Source organism: Legionella resiliens (assembly GCF_021344005.1).
GTDB lineage: Bacteria > Pseudomonadota > Gammaproteobacteria > Legionellales > Legionellaceae > Legionella > Legionella resiliens.
This window is the reverse complement of record NZ_JAJTND010000005.1, coordinates 394,695-416,148: the sequence shown is the minus strand read 5'-3', so window position 1 is coordinate 416,148 and position 21,454 is coordinate 394,695. Positions and strand designations below refer to the sequence as shown.

Here is a 21,454-nt window from a genome sequence, read left to right as displayed (position 1 = left end):
CTATCTTGGATATAAGCTGGTTGCTATTTTAACAGAATTTTTCCCATATTTTGTTTTGCAAAGTTTTAAATTTCATTAAAAGAACTATTTTTTCTGTACATCTAAATCATTGTTCCACGAAATCAATTCATATATTGAGATTTTTTAAAAAATTATAAATTTTTGCGGATATTATAACCTCAAATTAGCGTAACACAAAATATTGATATATTGAGTCAATTTGAGCCACCCTGGTCTATTATTATAAATAAGATTGCTTTTTTTGAGTAATTTTATGGCTAATCTACCTGGGCTGTTTTATCTAAAAGCGTATCCACCTGAGGAAATATGGAGATTATTTGTTGATGGGCGTTTTTGGTCAAAAGAAAATGGTTGGCAGGGTTATGAGTCAAGAGAACGCGGTTCTCTCAACGCTGCTCTAGAAAGTTTATGCTCCATTGCTTTACAAGTTGATACGGCAGGAGAGGGTTTTGAATTAAGTGTTGATTTAATAAAGGAAATACATAAAAAATGCGGGAAAAAAGTAGAAGAGTTACAGGACAAAAACCCAGGTGAAATTAGAACGGATGAACCTGTGTCATTTGGTATTCCTGCAAGCCGTGCATCAATTAAAGGCATCGAAGAATTTCTAGGTTTATTTTTCCTTTTAGAAGGTGAAGCAGAGTTTGGTCCTGGACAACTTGGACCACTAGGTTACCCAAAGTTCGATAAAAACTATTTTAAAGATTTGTCTCCTGAACAAATACCTGAGCTTGCTAAAAAAATATATAAAGACATGTCTGAAGATGGCCATAGCAATACGACTCATTTTTATCTCGCAGTGCAAAAAAATGTTGATGGGTTCCTGGAAGCCATCACTCGATCTTATAACAAAGAAATTAAAGCCGCCCATACCATTGATGAAAAACTTCAAGTGATTGCCAAGCACATTCGATATTATGAAGTATTACATCCTTTTAGAGATGCTAATGGCAGAACTTTCGTAAATAATTTATTAAATATTCTTTTAATGCAGCAAGGTTTGCCGCCTGCAACATTCTACGAGCCTAATGTTTTTGATTTATATAGTGCTGATGAATTAGTCGTGGTGATTAAGGAAGCAATTTTTAATACAGTAGAGGTTATTGAAAGAAGCAAAAAAGATATTTCCTTGTACGGGTATTCTTCCAGCTTAGAAGATAGAGATCAATTTATGAAGATGCTGGATAGCCCTGCTTATACGAAAATTCGTGGGAATAGTTTTTTACACTCCGATATTGAAACCCTTCAAAGGGATACCAAAGATTGTCTCGCCTCATTAGCTGCTCTATATCCACTGCATCGAGGAGCAGTTTATCTTAGTGATCCTAGTGATATAAAAGAACTTGTATCCATGAATGAGTCTCAAATTAATAAACGCATAAAGCAAGGTGCTCCTCCGCTTTATGTAGGTAAAACTCCTATGCATTTAGCGGTCATGATGTGCAATAGTGCAATGGTTGATGAGCTTATTGGGCAAAAGGCAGATTTATCAATCCCGGATTACGATGGCAAAACAGTTCTTCATTACGCTGCGGAATCTGGAAATATAGAAATAATGTCGAAAATATTAAAAACTTTATCGCAACAAGAAGACGCGCTTAAACTATTAAACGTTCAAGACAATCAAGGCAAAACAGCGTTCCATTATGCTGCTGAGCATGGAAATCCAGAGTTAATTACTGGCTTAATATCCACAGGTGTTGTTCAGATAAATGAACCCGACAAAAGAGGCATGTCTCCTATAACTTTAGCGTATAAAAATCGTAAATTAGAAACATTTGAGATATTGTTAGATGCTGGTGCAGAGATTAGTAAAGAGCTTCTTGATACAGTATCGGCTCGAAAAGATATTGAAACATTTAAAAAAATTATTAGCAAGAATGAAAAACTTCTTTTAAATCAAGATGTTTTGAGACTTGCTATTGGTTTGGGAAGCAGAAGCCTTGTCGGAAAGTTTTTGCAGGCAGGAATGGATATTAATACTCCATTAAATAAAGATAATGCAACTCCATTAATGTTAGCTGTTGGTAGTGGAAATATAAATTTAGTCAAGTATTTATTAAAAAAAGGTGCTGATACAAATTTAACTGATGCGAGTGGGCATTCTCCTATGCATTATGTTTTTTTTACAGGTCCAGAGCCTAGAGAAGCTTTGGTAAAGATAATCGCTGAAAAAAACAAAGAAGTACTTGATAAACCAAATAAATATGGACGTCCTCCTATATATTCCACGATTACATTGCAAGATTTCAAATGCACGCAAATTTTATTAGACATGGGAGCAAAGATTGATTTCCAAGATGTAGAAGGAAATAACATGTTACATACTGCTATGGGTAGGTGTCCTTTGCCTGTGGTCCAGGAAATTCTGTCCCGGGATCGCACTTTGATTCACCAGAGAAATATTGAAGGGAGAAATCCATTTCATCAGGCACTGGATAGTGTAAGTTTTTCTGCACGCTTTAAAAAAGAAAATGAAATTAAGTTTATGGATTTAAGTGATTTTCTGATAAAAGAAAAAGTAAATTTAAATACAAAAGATGTGAATAAAAAAACAATATTAGATATTGCTTTGTCGAAAAACTACTATCACCTATGCGTAAAATTGATGAAAGAGGGAGCTCATACCAATATTTCTTCAGCGGCTAGATTTCTTGAGAAAGCTAGCTCTGACTCCATATTCAATTACCCTAAAACCTTTAATAAAGGATTGATGAAAAGATTGAGTGATGATCCTTTAATTGCCATGGCGCAATTGAATGATTTATATATAAAAATCAAAGCGAATGATATTCGTACACCTAAGGATTTTTTACCGCAGTCAGGCTTAACTTTCTTTAAAGGGAAATCTGAGGAAACAAAGGCTCATGAACAGGTATTATCCGTATTAAAAGGGGTCTATGATAGTAAGCTTAAAGAGTTGCTTGGCAAGCAAGGTGAAAAGGAAGGTTTGGATAAAAAGAAGCCATTTCTTGATGAGGATCTTAGGTATTTAATTAAACATCAAGAAATTTCAAGGAAAATTGATAAACCTTCTGAACAGTTAGTGGAGGGGGAAACCTATAAAATAAAATGGTGAGTTTTTGTTAATAAGTTTTTAATAAAAATCTACGTACTGTCTCTTTATGCACGGTATGCAGGGCAATATGGTTATAGTTACCATAATACTTAGTCTTTAGGCGCGGGATTCAGCTCCGGTGTTCCTGCAGTTCGATACAATTGCGTCCTCTATCCAATCACTTTTTGCGCTGCGCCCTATGAACAAGTCTGGGGGCGGAAGCAGCAGATATTCAAAAAAAAATCTTTATGTTTAAAAATAGTGCGATTACCCCGAAAGGACTTATATATTAACGGAATGCTTAATATTTAGTTAATGTGTTATGTGTAAAATACACTCCAGATTACGTAATGCGTTAAAATAGGAATTAAACGATGTGGAGTAGAACAGTTAGACATACGAAAAATAGATTGACATCTCAAGGAGTCAATAGAACTATCTCTCTAGGCGGCAACACACGAATTGTTCGTTTTTATTCTCAATACAATTGGAAGGAATTCAATGCAGGCTCTTGTGATATCGAGTCAGTTCTTGAATCAGGGAAAGGCTCATTCCCAGAGGTATTTAGAGATTCTTCTGTTGAATTTACTGCATTAAAAAATTCAGTACAAAAAAAAGATGAACTGTCATTGAAGGTTAAAGGGTTTGGACGCCATAAAGGTCAAAATGGCCAATCCGTAGGTGATTTAATACTGTTTGAAACGCCTCGCCGCTCATTACAAATAACTGGAGCTTTAATTCCTTTATTGTTAAAAACTCCCCCTAAAAATAATGATTTTGGAGTTTTTGTCCGTGATTTTCACAAACAACATATTTTACCAATGATTCCGCAAATAAGCATGTTGACTCAGCGAGAGAAATATTTTGATTGGGTATATAAGACCCTTCATGATACAAGCACGCAAGTTCAGCATCCCCAGGTTCATAAGCATTTTAATAAATTCAAAACAGAGCTGAGACAACGGAGAGAAAAAGGAATAATTGATGTATCTGATGCTACGCTAAGCGAGTTAGCTATGGTTCATGTATCAGATGAACTACTTAAAAGCGAGGTAGATGCGCGAATATATGCTCTTTCAGAACGCGTAATCGAAACTCTTATTAAACAAGCTAAATATGAATCGTTACCTTTAGTTTCAGCAATAGAAGCGAATACATTTATTGGTGTCCCCGAAGTACCTAAAAGTTATCCTGACCGTTTCACTGTTTTGATGGCTGGAGGGCCTGGAAGTGGTAAATCCATTACAACAGAGAGTTTTGCTTTGCAATTACAACGGCAAACAGGATATTCATTAGATGAGCTGGCTCTGCTTACCGTTGATAGAAAACGCACAATTTTTTATGACGACGAATGTGTAAAGGGAGCTCATAGAAAACATATTGGTACATTGACGCACGACGAAGCAGTAGTGACTTACAATATGAGTGGTGAGTTCTTAACACGTCGTATGGATAAACACAAACGAGTGCCTAATGTATTTAAAGAAATGTGCAATGTTTGGCCTAAATGGGTTGACATCGGCTTAGAAAAGAATGGTACTTATTTAATCACCGTTTCGACAAGAAAACCTGAGAAAGCAGTGGATGGAGTGATTCAGAGGGGTATTTCAAATAATGATTTTATTACACCTCCTAAGTATGTATTGAATTCTTACCGTAGTGTTAGTGAACGTTTTCCATTCGTGATTCAAGAAAACCAATCTAAAAAAGTAATTATTAGTGTGGTAAATAACGAGTTGGCGATTGAGAAAAAATTCAGTAAAGGAAAAGGGCAAGAGTTGGAGCAGGCAGAAGATAATAAGCCAGCTGTAGTAGTAGATTGTGAGACCAATACAATCTATGTTATCAATCTTTTGCAATATGTAGACTTCATTAATCAAAGCCAACTCAATAGTAATGCCACATCTGCAGATGAACTTTTTGAAGGCGCAGATATTTCAATTGAGACGAGTATGACAAGAGTAATTGATCCGAGTAAATTTGGATCGGCTAAAATTGCATTTGTTCGCCAAGGAATTACTTCAACTTCAATTACTAGCCTTGAGAAAAATGTCGTAGCTACAGTTCAGGATGGTACGCTTGATATTCAAAACGAAGAAGATTTTGAGAAGTTAAAATCGGATACTCCCGAGCATTTTGAAGTATTGGAGAGTTTAACATCTCACCATTCATTACCAGCAGCTACAAAATAAGGTGCGGAGGATTCCAGAAGGAATCCTCTGCATCACAATTATTTAAATCTAGGAGCAGGTCCTGGGGCATCCGTTGACGAGGTATTTTCAAGCTCTTTCACGATGGTTTTAACGGATTTATTTAATTCTGCTTCAGCCTCACTTTTTTTGACTATTGACCAATCGATATTTTTGAAAAAACGGCTGGGAGCAGAAGAGGGCTTAACGGTTCTAGGGAAAGAAGAAGTAGCAAATTTTCTAAATAACATCATCATCTGAAATCCTTTTTCAATAAAAAATCGCATTAGTTATGATAAATTTTTATAAAAAATATGCAAGTTTTATTTTTTCGTTGATATGTTATTGTTTTTTCTTTGGATTTAATTGGTCTTTCTCTGGCAATGGATTCTCATCTAATTGCTCGGCAATTGTTCGGGTATTTTTATTCAGTGAGTTGATTTGTTTTTTGTCTGTTGTTACAGTCCAGTCAATCGACTTTCCAAAATTTTTTGGCATTTTTTTAGTCATTGATTTCTCCAAAATGAATAGAATCATTGTGTATAAAAAATGATTTATTTGTATATATTAGCAAAATATTTCATGCAGATCAGCTAAAAGCATCAAGTTCTTCCAATAGAAGATAAACTCGATGCATGTCCATTAAACTTTGTTTGGAAGCCTAATGGACGTTATGGTCTAAATGTCCTTTTTGATAAGGCATCTAAACTGTGCAGGTCTTTGGTCCTGGTAGCTGAGGCACTTGTAAAATCAGCGCCTATGCCAAACTCATCTCGGGTTAAGACTTTTTGTTGGGTGGTATCAAAAGTAGGTAATACCCAAAATGGTTCATCAAATGCTCGAATTCTTGCCCCAAGTAATTTTGCCAACTTCTTCCCAAATGCATCGCTAACAACAGCAGAGCAGGTATAAAGCCAGATTTCAGTAGAGGGAGTCCAAGCCTTTTTGAGTTTGGCCAATAATGTTTTAGTGGCAGCCTTTTTACTAATGGCAGTTATTAGGGCTGAATCTAAGCCTGCTGATTTAATATCAGTACCAAGAGTGGACTGCCATTTACCGTTAGTGGTTAAAATTCCTTCAAATCCTACATTGTCACTTTGTGCATACAAGAAAAGATTAAGCCTTAGCACTTTGGATGAATACGATGTTCCAAAGCCAGGCACTTTGGGTGCAAAATAGGTCACTGTAGTGATGAGATCTTCGAGTGAAGCCATGACTTGGCCAAAAGGTTTCGTGGCTTGATTATTTGCACTGGTGGCAGCAGGACTAATGATATCAAACTCTTCTTCTGAAGGAAGCCATGTGTCATTTGCTAAACCTTGAACTTCATCTGCTTCATTGGCCCATGGTTTAGGGAATTTAGCATAGCAAGCCAATTCGTAGCTAATCACTGTAGTAGCAGAACTGCCACTGCCGCTGCCACCTCCCTTGTCCGCGTAACTGGCTGGAACAATTGAAGCTCCTGATTGTCCCAGACTTCCCCAATTCATTTTGGAAAGCACTTCATCAGCTCGACTGGGACTGCCGAATAGATTTTGTACATCCTCGGGGACCCCTGGCATCATCGGACCATTGGTTCCTCCTAAGTCATCACCCGAATCCTCTATTGAACCGCTACCGCCTACATTCGGAGAGTTAGAAGGTGCTGATCTTGGTGAGCGCTTATCCATCTCTGTAGCAGTATTTAATAAGGCACCGCCCTCAGAGATATTTTTAGTTGAGCCAGCATTCGCTGAAGGTAATCCCATTGCAGCCAGGGCTAGTTGCGCAGCAATTTTCTTTTCTTCAATGTCTTTTTGGGCTGCGACAGCTAAATTAGCTGCTGCTTGTCTCCCTGCCTCAATGCCTGCGCTGGTTGAGTTGCTTCCTAAAGCCTGGGCTAATGCGGCAGTGGATGCAAGTCCCGCCATATCACGGAACATGTTGCCATTTTGAACAGCATTTAATATGGCTCCGACACCCGTTGGATCAGGAAGTGTCGTAGGATTCATAATATTTAGAACAGGTGCCCCCAGTTGGCCAGGGGTAGCATCAACTGGTTGAGCACGAGATTCCATTTGAATTGCTGCAATTTCGGGTGGTTGTAGCGGTATAGGTGAATCTTGCCAATTCCAGAAGCGAGTGGCATCAAGGCGTTCCGCGCAATTAGAACGACCCAGTACTGCTTCAGCAAAGACACCACCTGTTGGAATAGGAATAAGTTGTTCGACTGCTGTATTCGCACCTAATATTAAGCCACGATCTTTTAACCAACCCCGCCATTTTTTATGAGCCTCATCTTCTGTATCCGATACAGTATCTTCAATACCCACAGCCGTGATAAAGCTGGGCATGCGAAATACTAAGTAATTACCTGCCACCATGATAGGATTTGGATCAATTAAATCCCCAATTGGTTTACCTTCAAAAGTATATGCTGATAAAAGCAAGGAAATTTGTGAAGGATCCAATGCACGCCAAATCGCTTGACTGTAATGCAACCGGTTTTTCTCCAGGTGCATTTCTAATTCTGTTTCATCACTTTGGTTGACTAAAAAGCGACAAAGTTGTAACTCTACTGCATTAGGGCTCACTTCAACAGGTAAACTAATAGGAAACTTTGCACTGTTGTAACTGAGCTGCAGAGTTAACCTTCCTGTTAAGTAACTTGTATTCGCCGACGTAATCCTAATTGCAGCTAATTCTTGAATTGGAATCGATTCAGTAGAAATCCAGGTAATCGGACTGATACTGTTTAATTTAATTAGGTTACCGGATTGCAAATCTACATTAACTGCGGTAATGGAAATAGATGAACGATTTTGAGCTGTAAGATCCAGTGAAATTCCATAAAATACAGTTTCACCGGGTAGCGAGATATTGTTTGTTCCTGGCTTTGTGATGCCCGCCAGAGTAATACGTGAGGCTCGTATTAATTCATCATTTATCCAATAAGGTCCACTTGTTAGAGTAGCTGCGGGTGGGGCTGCAGGCTCTGTTGTCGCAGCTGAGGGAGCATTCTCCCCAACCTCTGTAGCGTTTGTTGCATTCGTAGACGATCGCGCAGAAACGTTTAGTGCAGCCATTCGATCAAGCACTGCTACGCGATCGAACACGGAACGTGTTGGACGAAGGGGTAGGACGGGTTGAATAATTACAGAACCGAATTCTCTATTTAATAATTCTTTTGCGCGCTGGTTTATGGCTGCATTGGCAAGGATCCCTTGGTAGCGTTTAATTGTTGCTTCATCAAATTTAATTAATTTCATGGGGACAAAAAGACAACGTTCCACTTGCTGTAATTGCACATTAACCCGGTAAATTTCGATGACCTCAAAGTATTGAATTGTTAAGGCATGCATATGATTGTAGTTAGCGATAATGCGAGTAGATACTGTTTGATGTTCCTCTTCGGAAACTTCTTTAACGATTGAGGCCCGACGATCGCGTACTGAGGATGCAGCTTGTTGTGTTGAATCTGCAACTCGTTGATTCATAGTTGCAGCCAGATTACGGGTACCTGATGAAGTTGAAAAGCTTTCAGCATTGGAGCTTGAAGTAGCGGAAGAGCCACTTCCGCCTAAAGTTAAGGGGCCTAAGCTTAATCCCAAACCGCCACCACCTGCTGAAGTAGTTGAGCTACCACTCGTTTTTGAAAAGCCTGTTTGAACTTCTGTGGCTACTGCATCCTGCACTTCACTAATCGCGCGATTGTGAGTAGTCGTATTAGTTAGTTTTTCCGATTCTGCAATCGTTTCTTGTCCGGATGCTTTGACTTGTCGTGACCAGTCCATGACTGCAATACGAGTGCTTTCACCGGGTGCCAGTGCAACGCTATGTAATAAATTACCTAAAGTTACTCCTTGGGCAAACCAAGATTGGGCAAAGGTTAATATCGCTCCTACCGCCGGAGCTTTAAAACCAAAATCAGAGGAAACAGTGGGAGAGATGTCAATAGCACCTGCCGTTTTTAAATCAGTTGTTTGTTGCGGTGTAACCTGATCGATAACTACCGAACGATAAAAATGCCGTTCAGTCGGATATTCGCCTAGGCGCGGAACTAATTCACTTCCCTTTTCTTCTCCCTCCTGATTTAGGTCCGGAACTCCAACACTTAATATAACTTGAGCGGCACAGAATGGAGGCCATCGACCCAAATCACCAACGGTTTCAACTTGCAAGTTTGTTTCTATTTCAGAAACAAGCACAGTGCCAATATCTCTAAAGACACTAATTTTTTCTCCAACTAAAGCATCTGGAGTTTGTGGTGAGTCTGCCGTGATAAAACTCGAAGAAATCTTTCCTGCACGAGCAACGATTGAGTTTCCCACTCCATTTGCTGCAGCAGCAATATCATGAGCAATCTGGAATAAAGGGCTTGTTGCTAAATCGTAAATCGTTTTAATACCTAATTTATTTAAGGTTTGTTCTGTTTGAGTTGAAACTCCAAGCAAGGAAGAAACAGGTTGACTTAGAGCGTGCAATGCATCCATTTTTGTAAATTGGAATTTTAATCCGTCTCGGTATCCCATTTCGAACTCCATTTCCAAATGCGACTTGATTAAAAATAATACAATATTTATAAAATATATACTAATTATGGGATTTTACCAATCGTGTCAAGTTTTCTTGGAATACCATGGCTTGATACATTCATCCTTGAATTTGGGCAAAGAGTAAGTAAAGGGTTATTCGCAGGATTCAGGTTTTTTTTTTTCTTAGTACTTTTATTTTGCTTTGTCTGGATTTTTCTTCTAAAATTTTCTGCTTAGCTCGCCTTGATCGTCTTTTCTTTTGGCGTTTTAATTTTTCAATTTTTTGTTGTTCTTTTGTTTTTTCCTCACTCACGGCTGAATGTAATTTTTCACAAAGCCGTATTCTTGCAAAATATCGATTGTCTTCGCGGCTTCTAGACTCCTGACATTTTATTTCCAAACCGGAAGGGATATGTTTCAAATAAACTGTCGAGGCGGTTTTATGGAGTTTCTGACCTCCTTTCCCACTACCCACAATAAATTTTTCGATGAGATCATCACTCCTAATATGAAGTTGAACCATTAACTCGGTTAATTTATCCCATTTTTCTTTATTAATCATCGTGCTTGGTTCTTATGCTCATATGGATATAGTGACTTGAGGTATCGTCGACTTGTTAATTTAAATCTCTCTACTTACCGCGCTTATGCGTGGTATCCAGAGCGATATTTTAAGATACTGCTGAATTTTTTTAAAGACTCCTGGATAGCGCGCATAAAGCGCAGTACGTAGGCGAAAAAAATTAGTGGAGGTTTCTTATCCAAACTGACGATACCTTAGGATACAGAATTCTCGGTTCCGTATTTTTTTCAACTTATAATTTTATCCCCACAGTAAATATTTTACATATAAGTCTAATTTAGACTATAATGAATAAAAAAACAATCCACTGTCGTATCTCTAAAAAATTCTGGTTCAATAAAAATGAAGATAATTTACCTTGAGCAAATTAAAAAAATTTTGGAAAAAATCGATATTATTCCTGCTGTAGAACAAGGATTTATCGTATATTCCAATGGAGAAACTGTTTTACCACCAGTTGGTGAACTTCTTTTCAATAATCCTCCTGGAGATGTTCATATTAAATATGGGTATGTTCTGGGTGAAGACTATTATGTTATTAAAGTGGCCTCGGGGTTTTATGAGAATCCCAAATTACATTTACCTTCGAGCTATGGACTGATGCTGATTTTTAGTCAAAAAACAGGGATTCTTTGTGGTATTTTGCTGGATGAAGGCTATCTTACTGATTTAAGAACAGCAGCAGCTGGCGCTATTGTAGCGAAATATTTTGCCCCACGTCGCGTTAACAAAATTGGTATTATTGGAACAGGTACTCAAGCTAAATTGCAATTATACTATTTGAAAAATATTGTTCACTGTAGAGAAGTTGTGGTATCTGGAAGAAACAGATCGAACCTTATTGAATTCAAGACTGAAATGGAACTTAGCGGCTTTCAAGTAAAAACTACGGAAACAATTGCAGAGGTAGTATCATCTTGCAATTTCATAATCACCACTACACCTTCTACCTCACCGCTTTTATTTGCACATCAAATAAAAAAAGGGACTCATGTCACCGCAGTTGGAGCGGATACTCCCAAAAAACAAGAACTGGATGAAAATATTTTTAAAAATGCAGATGTTATCGTTGCAGATAGTATAAAACAATGTATTGAACGCGGAGATATATCGCATGCTATCCATAAAAAAATAATTAATGAAAGAAACTTAATTGAATTGGGCCAGGTTATATCCGGGGTAAAGGAGGGTAGAACCAATGATTCACAGATTACAATTGCAGACTTAACTGGCCTTGCCGTGCAAGACATCCAAATTGCGAAATCAGTTTTTAACGCAATAAATTTATAGAACACAAAAAACACTTTTTTCTTTCACTTAAATTACATCATATTTATTTAAGATCATGGTGTTATAAAACTTTCTCAAACGTTTGATAAATGATAAAAATGATTTGTATGAGTCTTCGTTCGAGTTAGGGATGCTAATTTATAAAGGTAAGGTATTAACTAAATTTAAAAATAAGAACAGCGGTAAAAATCAAGGGGAAGTAGATGGCTTTTATCGTGATTCGGACGGAATGGAATATTTTATAAAAAAACCTAAAGACCCTAGAGAATTGTTCACAGAATTGTTTGCAGGTTTATTGCTTCAAGAATGTATCCGTCGCGAGTTGATTGATAAAATATATCATGCATCATTCATTTGTGCTCAACTGATTCAATTTGAAGACGGCAGTTACGGGCTGATTCAGCCTAAAATCGACTTTCAAGAATTATATAAAATCATTGGCACAGGCTATCGAGATGGTTCTGATAGAGATCCTTTAGTGGAAATGTTTTACGGTCCCCAATCCTACTTACTACTCACCCAATTAAAATCATACTTTGGTCTTGCGATTGTATTGATGTTTTCTTTGCTCCTAGGCGATCATAGCGTGCACAGTGGGAATGTGGTTTGCTTGGATGTCCTGTCAGCAGTTGAAATGATGTTTATTCAGTTTGCTCGTATTGATTGGGGAGCCGCATTCCGTTATTACGGCCATAAAAAGAATAATGAAAATCTTTTGAATCCATTAGAGTATCAAGGATGGTTCAATCATAAAGGATACACCAAAGGGTATTTTCTCAATTACAAAAAAATAAAAGGATTGTTCCCGGCCATTGCTGAACAGGCGAGTCTATTACAAAAAAAAGTAGATGAAATATTGTTTGTTGAGATGATTAACTCTGTTTTAAGACAACTCCCAGTCGATTTAGTTGATAACAAGACTAAATTAGAGTTAGCTAAATATTTATGTATTAAGTCTTTTGAAAAAATCAATTTTGGTGAGGAAGAGCAGCAATTTGCACGAGATTTGGCGCATATTTTATTTAATCGATTAGAAAAGATGACCGTTCTTCAGGATTTTCCAGTTACTGAAGCGGAATCGGATTTACCACAAATTATATATGCAGAAAGCATACCAACGGCTATTGGATTACCCGTGAATAGCGTTATTCCTTTTAATCAGCAAATGAGTATTTGGCTGAGTATACTTTCTTTATCTGATGAACGCAGTATTTTTGATTTTAACAGTATTGATCGCACTAAATTAGTCGAACAATATAATTTTTTTATGGAGGCCTTATTGCGTCAAGTAGAACACTTAGACCAGTGCGCTTATGTAGAGGATCAGACGCAATCTTTATCAATAAGCGATTCTTTTCGGAAGCAGTTTACTTTAGACATGGATTTAAAACCATGCTCCTCTTATGCAGAGTCACGTATTTCTTACAAAAAGCCGTACTGGGAACTTGTTGAAACAGTATTAACCATGGGTTTTAACGCCATTATTACTATTAGAGTGCTGCAAAGCACCCAAACCACTACAATGCTCGCCAGTGGATCTTCCATCCATTTTTTGTTTGATGCTTTAAAAACATACCTACTTGATCTGAATGCGGTTCATCATATGTTTCTGCAAGAGATGCACGATATGCTTTTCTTAATGTCGGGGACACAACTTGCACGGGTTTGTCTCAATGAAATGGAATTTATAAGTTCGAGTTTTCTCATCGGAATAGTTCTGAAAAATCCTGAACTTTGGGCGCGTATGAATCAGGCTCTAACTGAAGAATACGAAATACTCTATCAAGAGAAAATAAATGATTACATTGTTAAGTTACGAAAATGTCATGAAGATTATACTTTATTTTTAACTTTAGTTAGTGAATCGTCATCCATATCTCAATTTGCTACAAAGAGAGTCGTAGTGGATAAACTAAATAATCTTTTTGAAAATCTGCCAGAATTTTTGCAGAAGGAGCTTGCATCGGTCTTAAATCAAATTCAGGATGACTTTAGAAGCTTGCAACGTCGGTACAGTCTTGAGTTGGGACTGAAGCAAATGGACGAAAGCCTTCTCATATTAGAAAAAAGTAACGGTTCTTTAATGGAGATGGATAATTTTGTGGCACAAACTGATAAAAAAGAGGCGGATGTTACGGACAGGATGCTCTATGAAAAAATTTCAGCTGATAAAATCCTTTGGCAAGCAATAATAGAATCCCAAAGTGACGAATTGCCTCTTGATGACCTGCTTGTCTTAAAAAATTTTTATGATAGGAAAAGGATGGAATGCATCGATCTTCAATCCACTAAGGCGTTAAACCTTTTTTACACTCATGCATTAAAGGTCCGTTTATCCGATAGTTCTTTATCAGAGCAAGCTCATATCACTCTATATGATGCTCTAAAAACATTTGACACCTCGCAAAAATCAACTATTTTAAATGAAGCAATCCACATAGTTAATATCCTATTTAATAAAGTGGGTGAGGTGAAGTCTCAGATGGTAAACAGGTCGCTTTTTTTTAGTCGGCATAAATCAGAAGCTTTATTGGTTAATAACAATCGCAATGACGATAGTTCCAGGTCATCCAGCAGATTATCACTACCCAGTACTGTTTGAACCATGGGGACTATCAATCTTAATGAGCTTTAAGCAGGGATAATTAAGTAAGGAAGGGACATGTTTAAAAAAATTGATGGAATAAAACAAAAAAATAGAGAAACAATAATCAAAGCAATAACTGAGTTAGATGCAGTAACTTATGAGACGGTTTCAACTTCTTTAGCTCAGAAACTTGCAGAGGGTACACTAAAACTCGATCACAGTACCTATAAGCCTGCTGATGCAACTACAGTGATGCCAAATGGTGTTGGCCGATATCTTCTTTATGATCATCCTGATAAATCCAATCCTTTCTCCATATGGGTATTTGCATTTGCACCGAGGCAAAAAACAACAATACATGACCACAAATACAAAGGCACTGTTACTGTTCTAGAGGGGCCTGTATCCGAGAAATACTACCAACCTACTAGTGAATGCTCTGCGCAACTTGTGAATCGTGTTGATCGTTATCAATTCCACAGCAATCGCGATGACTTAAGCGGAGTATTTGTCCATCAACTCAAGCGAAGAAAAGCTTTAGGAGAAGGGGTGAGCGTCACGTTACATATTTATAATATGGAAGCCTATTTAGTGAACCTTGAAGGGAAACAAACGGATCGAAGAAATTTAAATATAATCTATTCTAAGGATAAAACAATAAATAAGGAAAATATTCCTTCCTATGCAGAGGCTCATCCTGAGTGTAAGCCTTCTTTTTAGGGACAAAAGAAAATCCATCCATTGCTGGGCGGTTAAGCCGTGGGGCGGAGTAGTAAAGGGTAATAGATCAAAGGTCTAACCAGAACTGACAATCCTTTGGCCTTAACTGCCCAGCAAAATGGAAGGTTATTTTGTCCATTCTAACCTAATGGGTCGGTCAAAAAATTCTCATAAAAATCAATGACTACCATAATTAATACTTTTTGAACTGATAATGGTATAAAAGTATTGCGCATGCCATTTTGATCGTATAGATTACAAGTTAAGCGAAATAAAAACTAAAGGACTAATGTTATGTCAATGTGTTTCGTTCCCATCATACAAAAGGATAATCTATCCAATCATAAAACCATTCTGTACTTGATGCAGAGGATTAAGAATCCATTAGCAATAAAGAAAATAGTTTAGATTTAAATAGCGTTCTCTTTTATAAACCGATCCAAATCATAATTTATAAACTGCCAATGTAAAGTTTACATAAGAATGTCGAGGAATATAAAAACAAAAAAAGGAGTCAATATGTTTGATGTAGATAATAGTGGTAAAGGCAATTGTATGTACTACGCTTATAGCATTTCTTTAATGTATTATTTACGGGCTAAAAATGCTCCTGATACTACAGAAAATATTTTTAACAAGTTAAAGCTTAAAGAAGATGATAAAGTTCTGTTGCGAGCATTAGTGTCTAAGAACCCAAATTATCAATTTACATCTCGGGAAATCAAAACCATTATTGAACCTATTCTTGGAAAAGCCACTCGGGATTTGGCTGCTGAATATACACTGCGAGAGTTTAAACTGTCTCCTCATGACTCCCCATTATTTACTTCAGCGAAATATGGTTTGGAGTTTTGTTTCCGACAAGCACTACGGGAGAATGGTTCAGAACTGTATGAGCTTATTGATCATGGATTTACTAATCCGGATTACACGGCAGCTGAAATATATAAGATGAGTGGCACCGATCTTGCGATGACAGAGCATGCAATTGGAAGAGTGCCACATGTTATAGAGGAATTTAAACGCCTGTGGGCCATCAAGGAAGAAGAACTCAAAAAAGAAGAGAAACCGTTTACTGAAAAAGAGATTAAGGTTTATAAAGAAAAGCTTTTAGATCATATTTTAAGAGATGAAACAGTTCACTTCTTTTTATCAGATAATGAAAAATATTTGAATCTGTATAAAGAGCATCTGCAAAAAGAATATGTATGGGGCTCAGAAGAAACACTCCTCGTTTTACATCGAGCACTACAAGGTGAGCGCATGGTGCGAAACGAAAAAGGAACTATTGATACATTTTACGATACTGAGTTCGTATTACATATTCATAGAAATGGCAGCAGTCCCTTTTTTCAATCCAGAAGCCCGGATATGATTTTGAATAATCAAAGTGATATTCATTGGACTTCTACAATTCCTGATTCAATATTCACAACAAAATTAACAGCCAATGAGACAAAGCTTTTCGAACTACTTGATGAACTCCGTATGATGCATTCTAAGATTGCATTGGAAAAGGATAAGATGGAACATGATCTGCTATCCACTTTGATGAAAGAAATGGATTTAATTTATGCTAACCCGAGTTATGCCATGAAAGAAAAAGCAATTGAGTCAGTCTTTCAACTTGCTGGTAAATTAATTATGAAATTAGGGTCTGATTCTTCTTGGAGACTACTACTTGGCAATTTTCTTTCTGCGTTTATCGAGTGTACCCCCAAATTTTTAGCAGACAAACCAATGAGCCTGGAAAGCAAAGAATTGTCCTCTGAAGATTCATCTGGTAAAGAACTCATCTCGAAACAAGTTCAAATGAGCTCTCTAAGTAAATTTTCCCATCATACTTTGTTTAAAAAATCCGAAGAATCATTGCAAAAAACATATCCTCAAGAAATTGCTCGTTATATTTCTGAAGGGAAACAGAGTGGCCCAAAAGTAGCTAAGGCGTTGAGGCAAATATATCAAGAAGGACTGGATGGTAATAAAATATACACTCCGGAGAAATGTGTAGAAATCGCTTTGCAGTATCTTAGTTATGTAAAACATAAGAAGCGTCATTTTATTCTGGCCGATGTACATAACTTTGTAAAAGAAATGGACAAAATTATAAAACAAAAAGGCGATGACCTTAACAGGGATCTCGCGCATCTGGATGCTATTGACAAAAATGCAGTTGGAAATGCTTCAATGTCATTGATGTAGCGATTTGGAGCGTGACAGCGTTTAGTTGATGTTTTTAATTAGGACAAGGATGGGTAAAATGACCAGAGGGATCGTCAGTTTTTCATTTTAAATTTCACTACGTACCACTTAAATTCACTACGTACTGCTTAAATTTCACTACGTACTGCTTAAACTCCTCTACGTACCGCGCTTAAAGCGCGGTACGTAGGCGAAAATTAGTGGGGGTTTCTTATCAAAAAACTGACGATCCCTCTGGTCATTTTACCCAAACTTAGGAATCACTTTAATGTGTGCTTTGATAAGGGAACTCATCTTCGTCTGAGTCTTCTGGATTTGCTAAAAACTTATCTTCATAATCAATCACAAAACCGGCAAAAATTCGAACGATGCGGTCATCAATTTTTTCAGGATAATGCACAGAAGCATTCCAGCTTTTGTCGTCAAAGTTTCGATTGAATTCTGCAATTGGGTGGGGGTTGTTAGTTGATGATAAAATAACAAATCGATCAAAGCTTGGATTTGCATAAGCAACGCCAATTTCAGTCGCTTTTCCTGCTTCATCGTAGTCATAAATAGTAAATTTTGCAGATTCAAGAGTTGCTAAATTTCCATCAATAAAGCCAATTTGCACGCCTCGAGTATCATAAATATCAATCTCTTTGGCCCAAGGATATAGGGAACCTAAGGAAATGATTCGTGTAATACCCGTTGCCTGCCATCCATCTTTATTGGATAAATCATAATTTGTTCGGATACGAAATGAGCTCTTTTTTACTGATCCAGGATAGGTTTCTTTTTGGGGGGATTTAATCTGATAAATTTCAGAAAATTTATAAACATCTTTTGTAACTACAAAATCATAGGGATGGTCTTCGTGAACACCATAACTATTAGCTAGAGTTGCATAGGATATTGTAAATAGGATAGACAAAAATGATATCAATAATTTACGCATTTAGAACCCCTTAAATAATATTTGGAAATATCAATTTGAACTATGAAAAATAAATAAAAATATAAATAATTCAATATTTTTCACAGACCTCCTGCGAGGCGAATGTATAGTAAATCAAATTGATCTTGGAATAAATCGTTTCTAGACGTTCTATGATTTTTTAAGGTGGACTAAGCTGGTTTCGATTAAAAAAAAAGCCAATTGTAAAATTATAATCTATATTTAGAACACGATCATTTAAAAAAAGGGAATTTACTATGGACTTAATTTTATTAATTGTCTTAATTGTTCTTTTGCTCGCAGTACTTCCCACTTGGCCTTATAGTAGCGGATGGGGATATTATCCTAGCGGCGGTGTAGGCTTAATTCTTGTAATTTTGATTCTTGTATTGCTGCTGCGTGGTGGTGGTCCTTAGAAAGGGGATTAATAAAGGCTTCTGGATATTAGGGGCCTTGAGCTCTAGTATCCAGTAAAACCCAAAGCTCTCAAGCCTTATTGGCTTGAGAGATAAATACAATTTTTCTTTGAACTCCTAAACGTGAGCAACAAACTGATTCTCATAATCAGTTTCTTCGTTTTCAGCGATTTCATCTTCTTTTGTAATTGGAAATAAAAAAGTAGATGCGTCCATGCTGCCTCCAGACTCAAAAATGCTGAATCGGGCTAGATTTGAATCACTGGATTTTTCTCCACGACTAACTTTTGCTGAGCTTATTCCATCTTCTGCAAAAGACAGGTGATTGATTTCTTCTTGTATTTTTTGACATCCACGATTCATCATTGAAATTTGAGGCATTAATTCAGAAATTCTGAGGTCAAGTTCATTCATTTCTGCTTTTAATTGCTTCAACTGTTTGCTTGATTCTTTCTTTGCTTTTCTTTTAAGGGAATTATCGTTAAGTTGTTTTTCTACAGCATCAATCCTGACTTTGAGTGTTGATGCTTGCTGTATCAAACTTTTCATGGGAACCGTTACTGCATCCCTGGCGGCTTCTTTCATATGTTCCAATTGTTCCCGAATAGACTGTCTAGTACTTGCTAAATGCTCCAATTTATCAGTATGACGTTCTTTAAAATCATAGTTCCACTTTTCATCCATAATGTAATTCTCTAACACTGGAGTTAACTGACTTATAAATCCACTGAGTCCCAAAAAGTCTGTTCCAGGGAAGAGATCTAAAACTTCGGTTAAACGGGGCGCCATAATAATAGCTAGATTATTGTGCGTCATGAGATTGGTATCTTGGAACGTACCCGCTTGATGCATTAAATGGCAGTAATGATCAAGGATTTCTCCTGCACGTTGATGATCTACTCTTTTCGAAAGTAATAGATCACGAATAAACTCATCGAATAATTGAGCTGCTTTTATCAGATCCTCTTCTTTTTGATCCTTCAATAAAGATTTTAATTTTTTAGAGAAGATGACACGCTGGCTATCTGCAGCATCTAATATTTGTCTGTCTTTAAAAACAGCAGGTATCATTCCTAAAATGTTATGAAATCGCTCGCTATCTACTTTATTTTGTTCCATCACATAAGAACTTAGAATGTCCGCATCAAATTGTTCTCTAATAAGCTGATCAAGCAATCTCTGCGTTTCTTCTTTTGCTCCCGCGACTCGAAAAACCCCGGGAGTATTTAATAATTCTGGATTTTGGGATACTAACTGAACAATTGAGCGAAATACATTCACTATTACATGTGTATTGTAGGGACCAGGCATTTAAATTCTCCGGATAAAAGTGAATCTATTAGGAGTAGTATTGGTCATCAGAACAGGCATGGCAAAAGTTGATGCTTCTCTGCAATTTTCATTTAAAAACAAATAAATTATGAGATTTTTCATCCTGTTAAACATTAACAACCATATTAAATCCTCCATAAATCAAACGCTTGCCATCAAAAGGCATGGGATTAATATTTGGTTCTAATCGGGGATCTTCCATGACTTTTTTCATCCCCTCCTCACGAACTTGTTTGGACGGCCAAAGAATCCAGGAAAAAACGACTATTTCATCTTCTTTGCACTTGACTGCCATTGGAAAAGAAGTAATTTTTCCTTCTGGAACATCATCCCCCCAGCATTCAACCAGTTTTAGGGCACCATGCTCTTTAAATACCACCGCCGCCTTTGTTGCATGTTCAATATATTGTGCTTTATTTGCCTTTGGTACTGCAGCAACAAATCCATCCACATAATTCATAAAAAAACTCCTCTTCGTTTATGAAATTACAACAGATTGTTAATATGGCACATTTAGTACGATTATTCCAAATTAAATTTTGATGCCAATGCACCGTATCACTTAAACAGAGTATTATCGCTGCATTCCAATTTAACTATTTAAGTGGAAAAACAACTACCAAAATCATAGAACAATCTATAATTAGATAAGGAAGTGGAAAAACAATTAAAGGTTTAAGAAAAGAGGAATAACGCTATGTTTAAAAGAATTGTTTTATTTCTTGTTACAAACTTGGCTATAATCTTAGTCATTTCTTTTATACTAAGTATATTCAACGTTAGCCCATACTTGACCCAATATGGTTTAAATTATCAAGCCTTGTTAATTTTTGCTGCAATTATTGGTTTCACAGGATCATTTATTTCACTTTTTATTTCTAAATGGATGGCAATTCATGCTTTTAATGTTCAACTCATTGAGAAACCAACTACCGAATCAGAATTGTGGTTAATGAACGAAGTAAGATCTTTAGCCCAAAAAAGAAATATTGGAATGCCTGATGTGGGAATCTACGATAGTCCAGAGCCCAATGCTTTTGCTACAGGGTGGAATAAAAACAAGGCTCTTGTTGCTGTTTCAACTGGATTGCTCAATGCAATGAATGAAGAAGAAGTACAAGGTGTTTTAGGACATGAAATTTCTCATGTTGCTAATGGTGATATGGTAACGCTCACCTTAATTCAAGGTGTGGTAAATACCTTTGTAATCTTTTTTGCCCGTATTGCAGCGTTTTTTGTGATGCAATTCTTCCGAAGAGACAATGATGAAGGGGTGCAGGGTGGTTTTGTTTATTATGGTGTCGCTCTTATCTTTGAATTACTGTTTGGAATTCTTGCTTCCATAATTGTAATGTGGTTTTCGCGTTATCGCGAGTTTCGAGCAGACAGGGGTTCTGCGCAATACGTCGGCAGAGACAAAATGATAAAAGCTTTACAACGTTTGCAGCAACTCATGGATAAAACACCAGTAGATGATCGTGCACCTGCATTTAAAGCCATGAAAATATCAAGTCATGATGGCTGGCTTGCAATTTTTTCAAGCCATCCTCCGCTTGAAAAACGAATTGAAGCATTGCAAAAATACAGGTAATTTTTTGACTTTGA

General features: G+C 36.9%; 15 protein-coding genes. 8 read left to right on the top strand and 7 right to left on the bottom strand.

From position 1 onward, the window contains the following. Nucleotides 1-274: 274 nt before the first annotated feature. Together ankX and LXO92_RS14355 are read left to right on the top strand one after the other, a co-directional pair. Nucleotides 275-3,100, top strand: coding sequence for a Dot/Icm T4SS effector AnkN/AnkX/LegA8 (gene ankX / locus LXO92_RS14360; protein ID WP_232891210.1), 2,826 nt, complete (start codon nt 275-277; stop codon nt 3,098-3,100). Between the two features lie 353 nt (nt 3,101-3,453). Next, on the top strand, nt 3,454-5,271 hold the full coding sequence (locus LXO92_RS14355) for a DEAD/DEAH box helicase family protein (RefSeq protein ID WP_232891209.1): 1,818 nt from the start codon (nt 3,454-3,456) through the stop codon (nt 5,269-5,271). Nucleotides 5,272-5,309: 38 nt separating this feature from the next. On the opposite strand, the gene LXO92_RS14350 is transcribed toward LXO92_RS14355, so the two are convergent. The 4 genes from LXO92_RS14350 to LXO92_RS14335 all read right to left on the bottom strand — a co-directional run bounded on the left by LXO92_RS14350 (nt 5,310) and on the right by LXO92_RS14335 (nt 10,344). Continuing rightward, a complete protein-coding gene (locus tag LXO92_RS14350; RefSeq protein ID WP_232891208.1) occupies nt 5,310-5,525 on the bottom strand; it encodes a hypothetical protein in 216 nt (71 codons plus the stop codon). 85 nt (nt 5,526-5,610) lie between these two features. After that, a complete protein-coding gene (locus LXO92_RS14345) occupies nt 5,611-5,778 on the bottom strand; it encodes a hypothetical protein (RefSeq protein ID WP_182350217.1) in 168 nt (55 codons plus the stop codon). A gap of 161 nt (nt 5,779-5,939) precedes the next feature. Then, entirely contained in the window at nt 5,940-9,779 is a 3,840-nt protein-coding gene (locus LXO92_RS14340; protein WP_232891207.1) for a hypothetical protein, read from the bottom strand. Nucleotides 9,780-9,948: 169 nt separating this feature from the next. Further along, the gene (locus LXO92_RS14335; protein WP_232891206.1) at nt 9,949-10,344 is read right to left on the bottom strand and encodes a peptide chain release factor family protein; all 396 of its coding nucleotides are present in this window, start codon (nt 10,342-10,344) and stop codon (nt 9,949-9,951) included. Between the two features lie 363 nt (nt 10,345-10,707). Here LXO92_RS14335 and LXO92_RS14330 point away from each other — a divergent pair, with 363 nt between their 5' ends. The 4 genes from LXO92_RS14330 to LXO92_RS14315 all read left to right on the top strand — a co-directional run bounded on the left by LXO92_RS14330 (nt 10,708) and on the right by LXO92_RS14315 (nt 17,164). Then, nucleotides 10,708-11,655: a Rossmann-fold NAD(P)-binding domain-containing protein gene (locus tag LXO92_RS14330; protein WP_232891205.1), complete on the top strand. Its 948-nt coding sequence runs from the start codon at nt 10,708-10,710 to the stop codon at nt 11,653-11,655. 130 nt (nt 11,656-11,785) lie between these two features. Further along, on the top strand, nt 11,786-14,257 hold the full coding sequence (locus tag LXO92_RS14325; RefSeq protein ID WP_232891204.1) for a LepB GTPase-activating domain-containing protein: 2,472 nt from the start codon (nt 11,786-11,788) through the stop codon (nt 14,255-14,257). A gap of 60 nt (nt 14,258-14,317) precedes the next feature. Beyond that, nucleotides 14,318-14,962, top strand: a complete 645-nt coding sequence (locus tag LXO92_RS14320) for a cupin domain-containing protein (protein ID WP_232891203.1) — start codon at nt 14,318-14,320, stop codon at nt 14,960-14,962. Between the two features lie 519 nt (nt 14,963-15,481). Continuing rightward, on the top strand, nt 15,482-17,164 hold the full coding sequence (locus tag LXO92_RS14315) for a hypothetical protein (protein WP_232891202.1): 1,683 nt from the start codon (nt 15,482-15,484) through the stop codon (nt 17,162-17,164). A gap of 265 nt (nt 17,165-17,429) precedes the next feature. Here LXO92_RS14315 and LXO92_RS14310 read toward each other — a convergent pair whose 3' ends face one another. Next, nucleotides 17,430-18,101 (bottom strand): hypothetical protein, encoded by a 672-nt coding sequence (locus LXO92_RS14310; protein ID WP_182350210.1) that lies wholly within the window; start codon nt 18,099-18,101, stop codon nt 17,430-17,432. Between the two features lie 257 nt (nt 18,102-18,358). Here LXO92_RS14310 and LXO92_RS14305 point away from each other — a divergent pair, with 257 nt between their 5' ends. Then, entirely contained in the window at nt 18,359-18,517 is a 159-nt protein-coding gene (locus LXO92_RS14305) for a DUF3309 family protein (protein ID WP_182350209.1), read from the top strand. 117 nt (nt 18,518-18,634) lie between these two features. Here the strand turns inward: LXO92_RS14305 and LXO92_RS14300 are convergent, their stop codons facing one another. Continuing rightward, nucleotides 18,635-19,828, bottom strand: coding sequence for a RhoGAP domain-containing protein (locus tag LXO92_RS14300; RefSeq protein ID WP_182350208.1), 1,194 nt, complete (start codon nt 19,826-19,828; stop codon nt 18,635-18,637). A gap of 127 nt (nt 19,829-19,955) precedes the next feature. Further along, nucleotides 19,956-20,309, bottom strand: coding sequence for a DUF1428 domain-containing protein (locus LXO92_RS14295; protein WP_182350207.1), 354 nt, complete (start codon nt 20,307-20,309; stop codon nt 19,956-19,958). Nucleotides 20,310-20,546: 237 nt separating this feature from the next. On the opposite strand from LXO92_RS14295, the gene htpX reads away from it, so the two are divergent. After that, on the top strand, nt 20,547-21,440 hold the full coding sequence (gene htpX, locus LXO92_RS14290) for a protease HtpX (RefSeq protein ID WP_182350206.1): 894 nt from the start codon (nt 20,547-20,549) through the stop codon (nt 21,438-21,440). Nucleotides 21,441-21,454 lie beyond the last annotated feature (14 nt).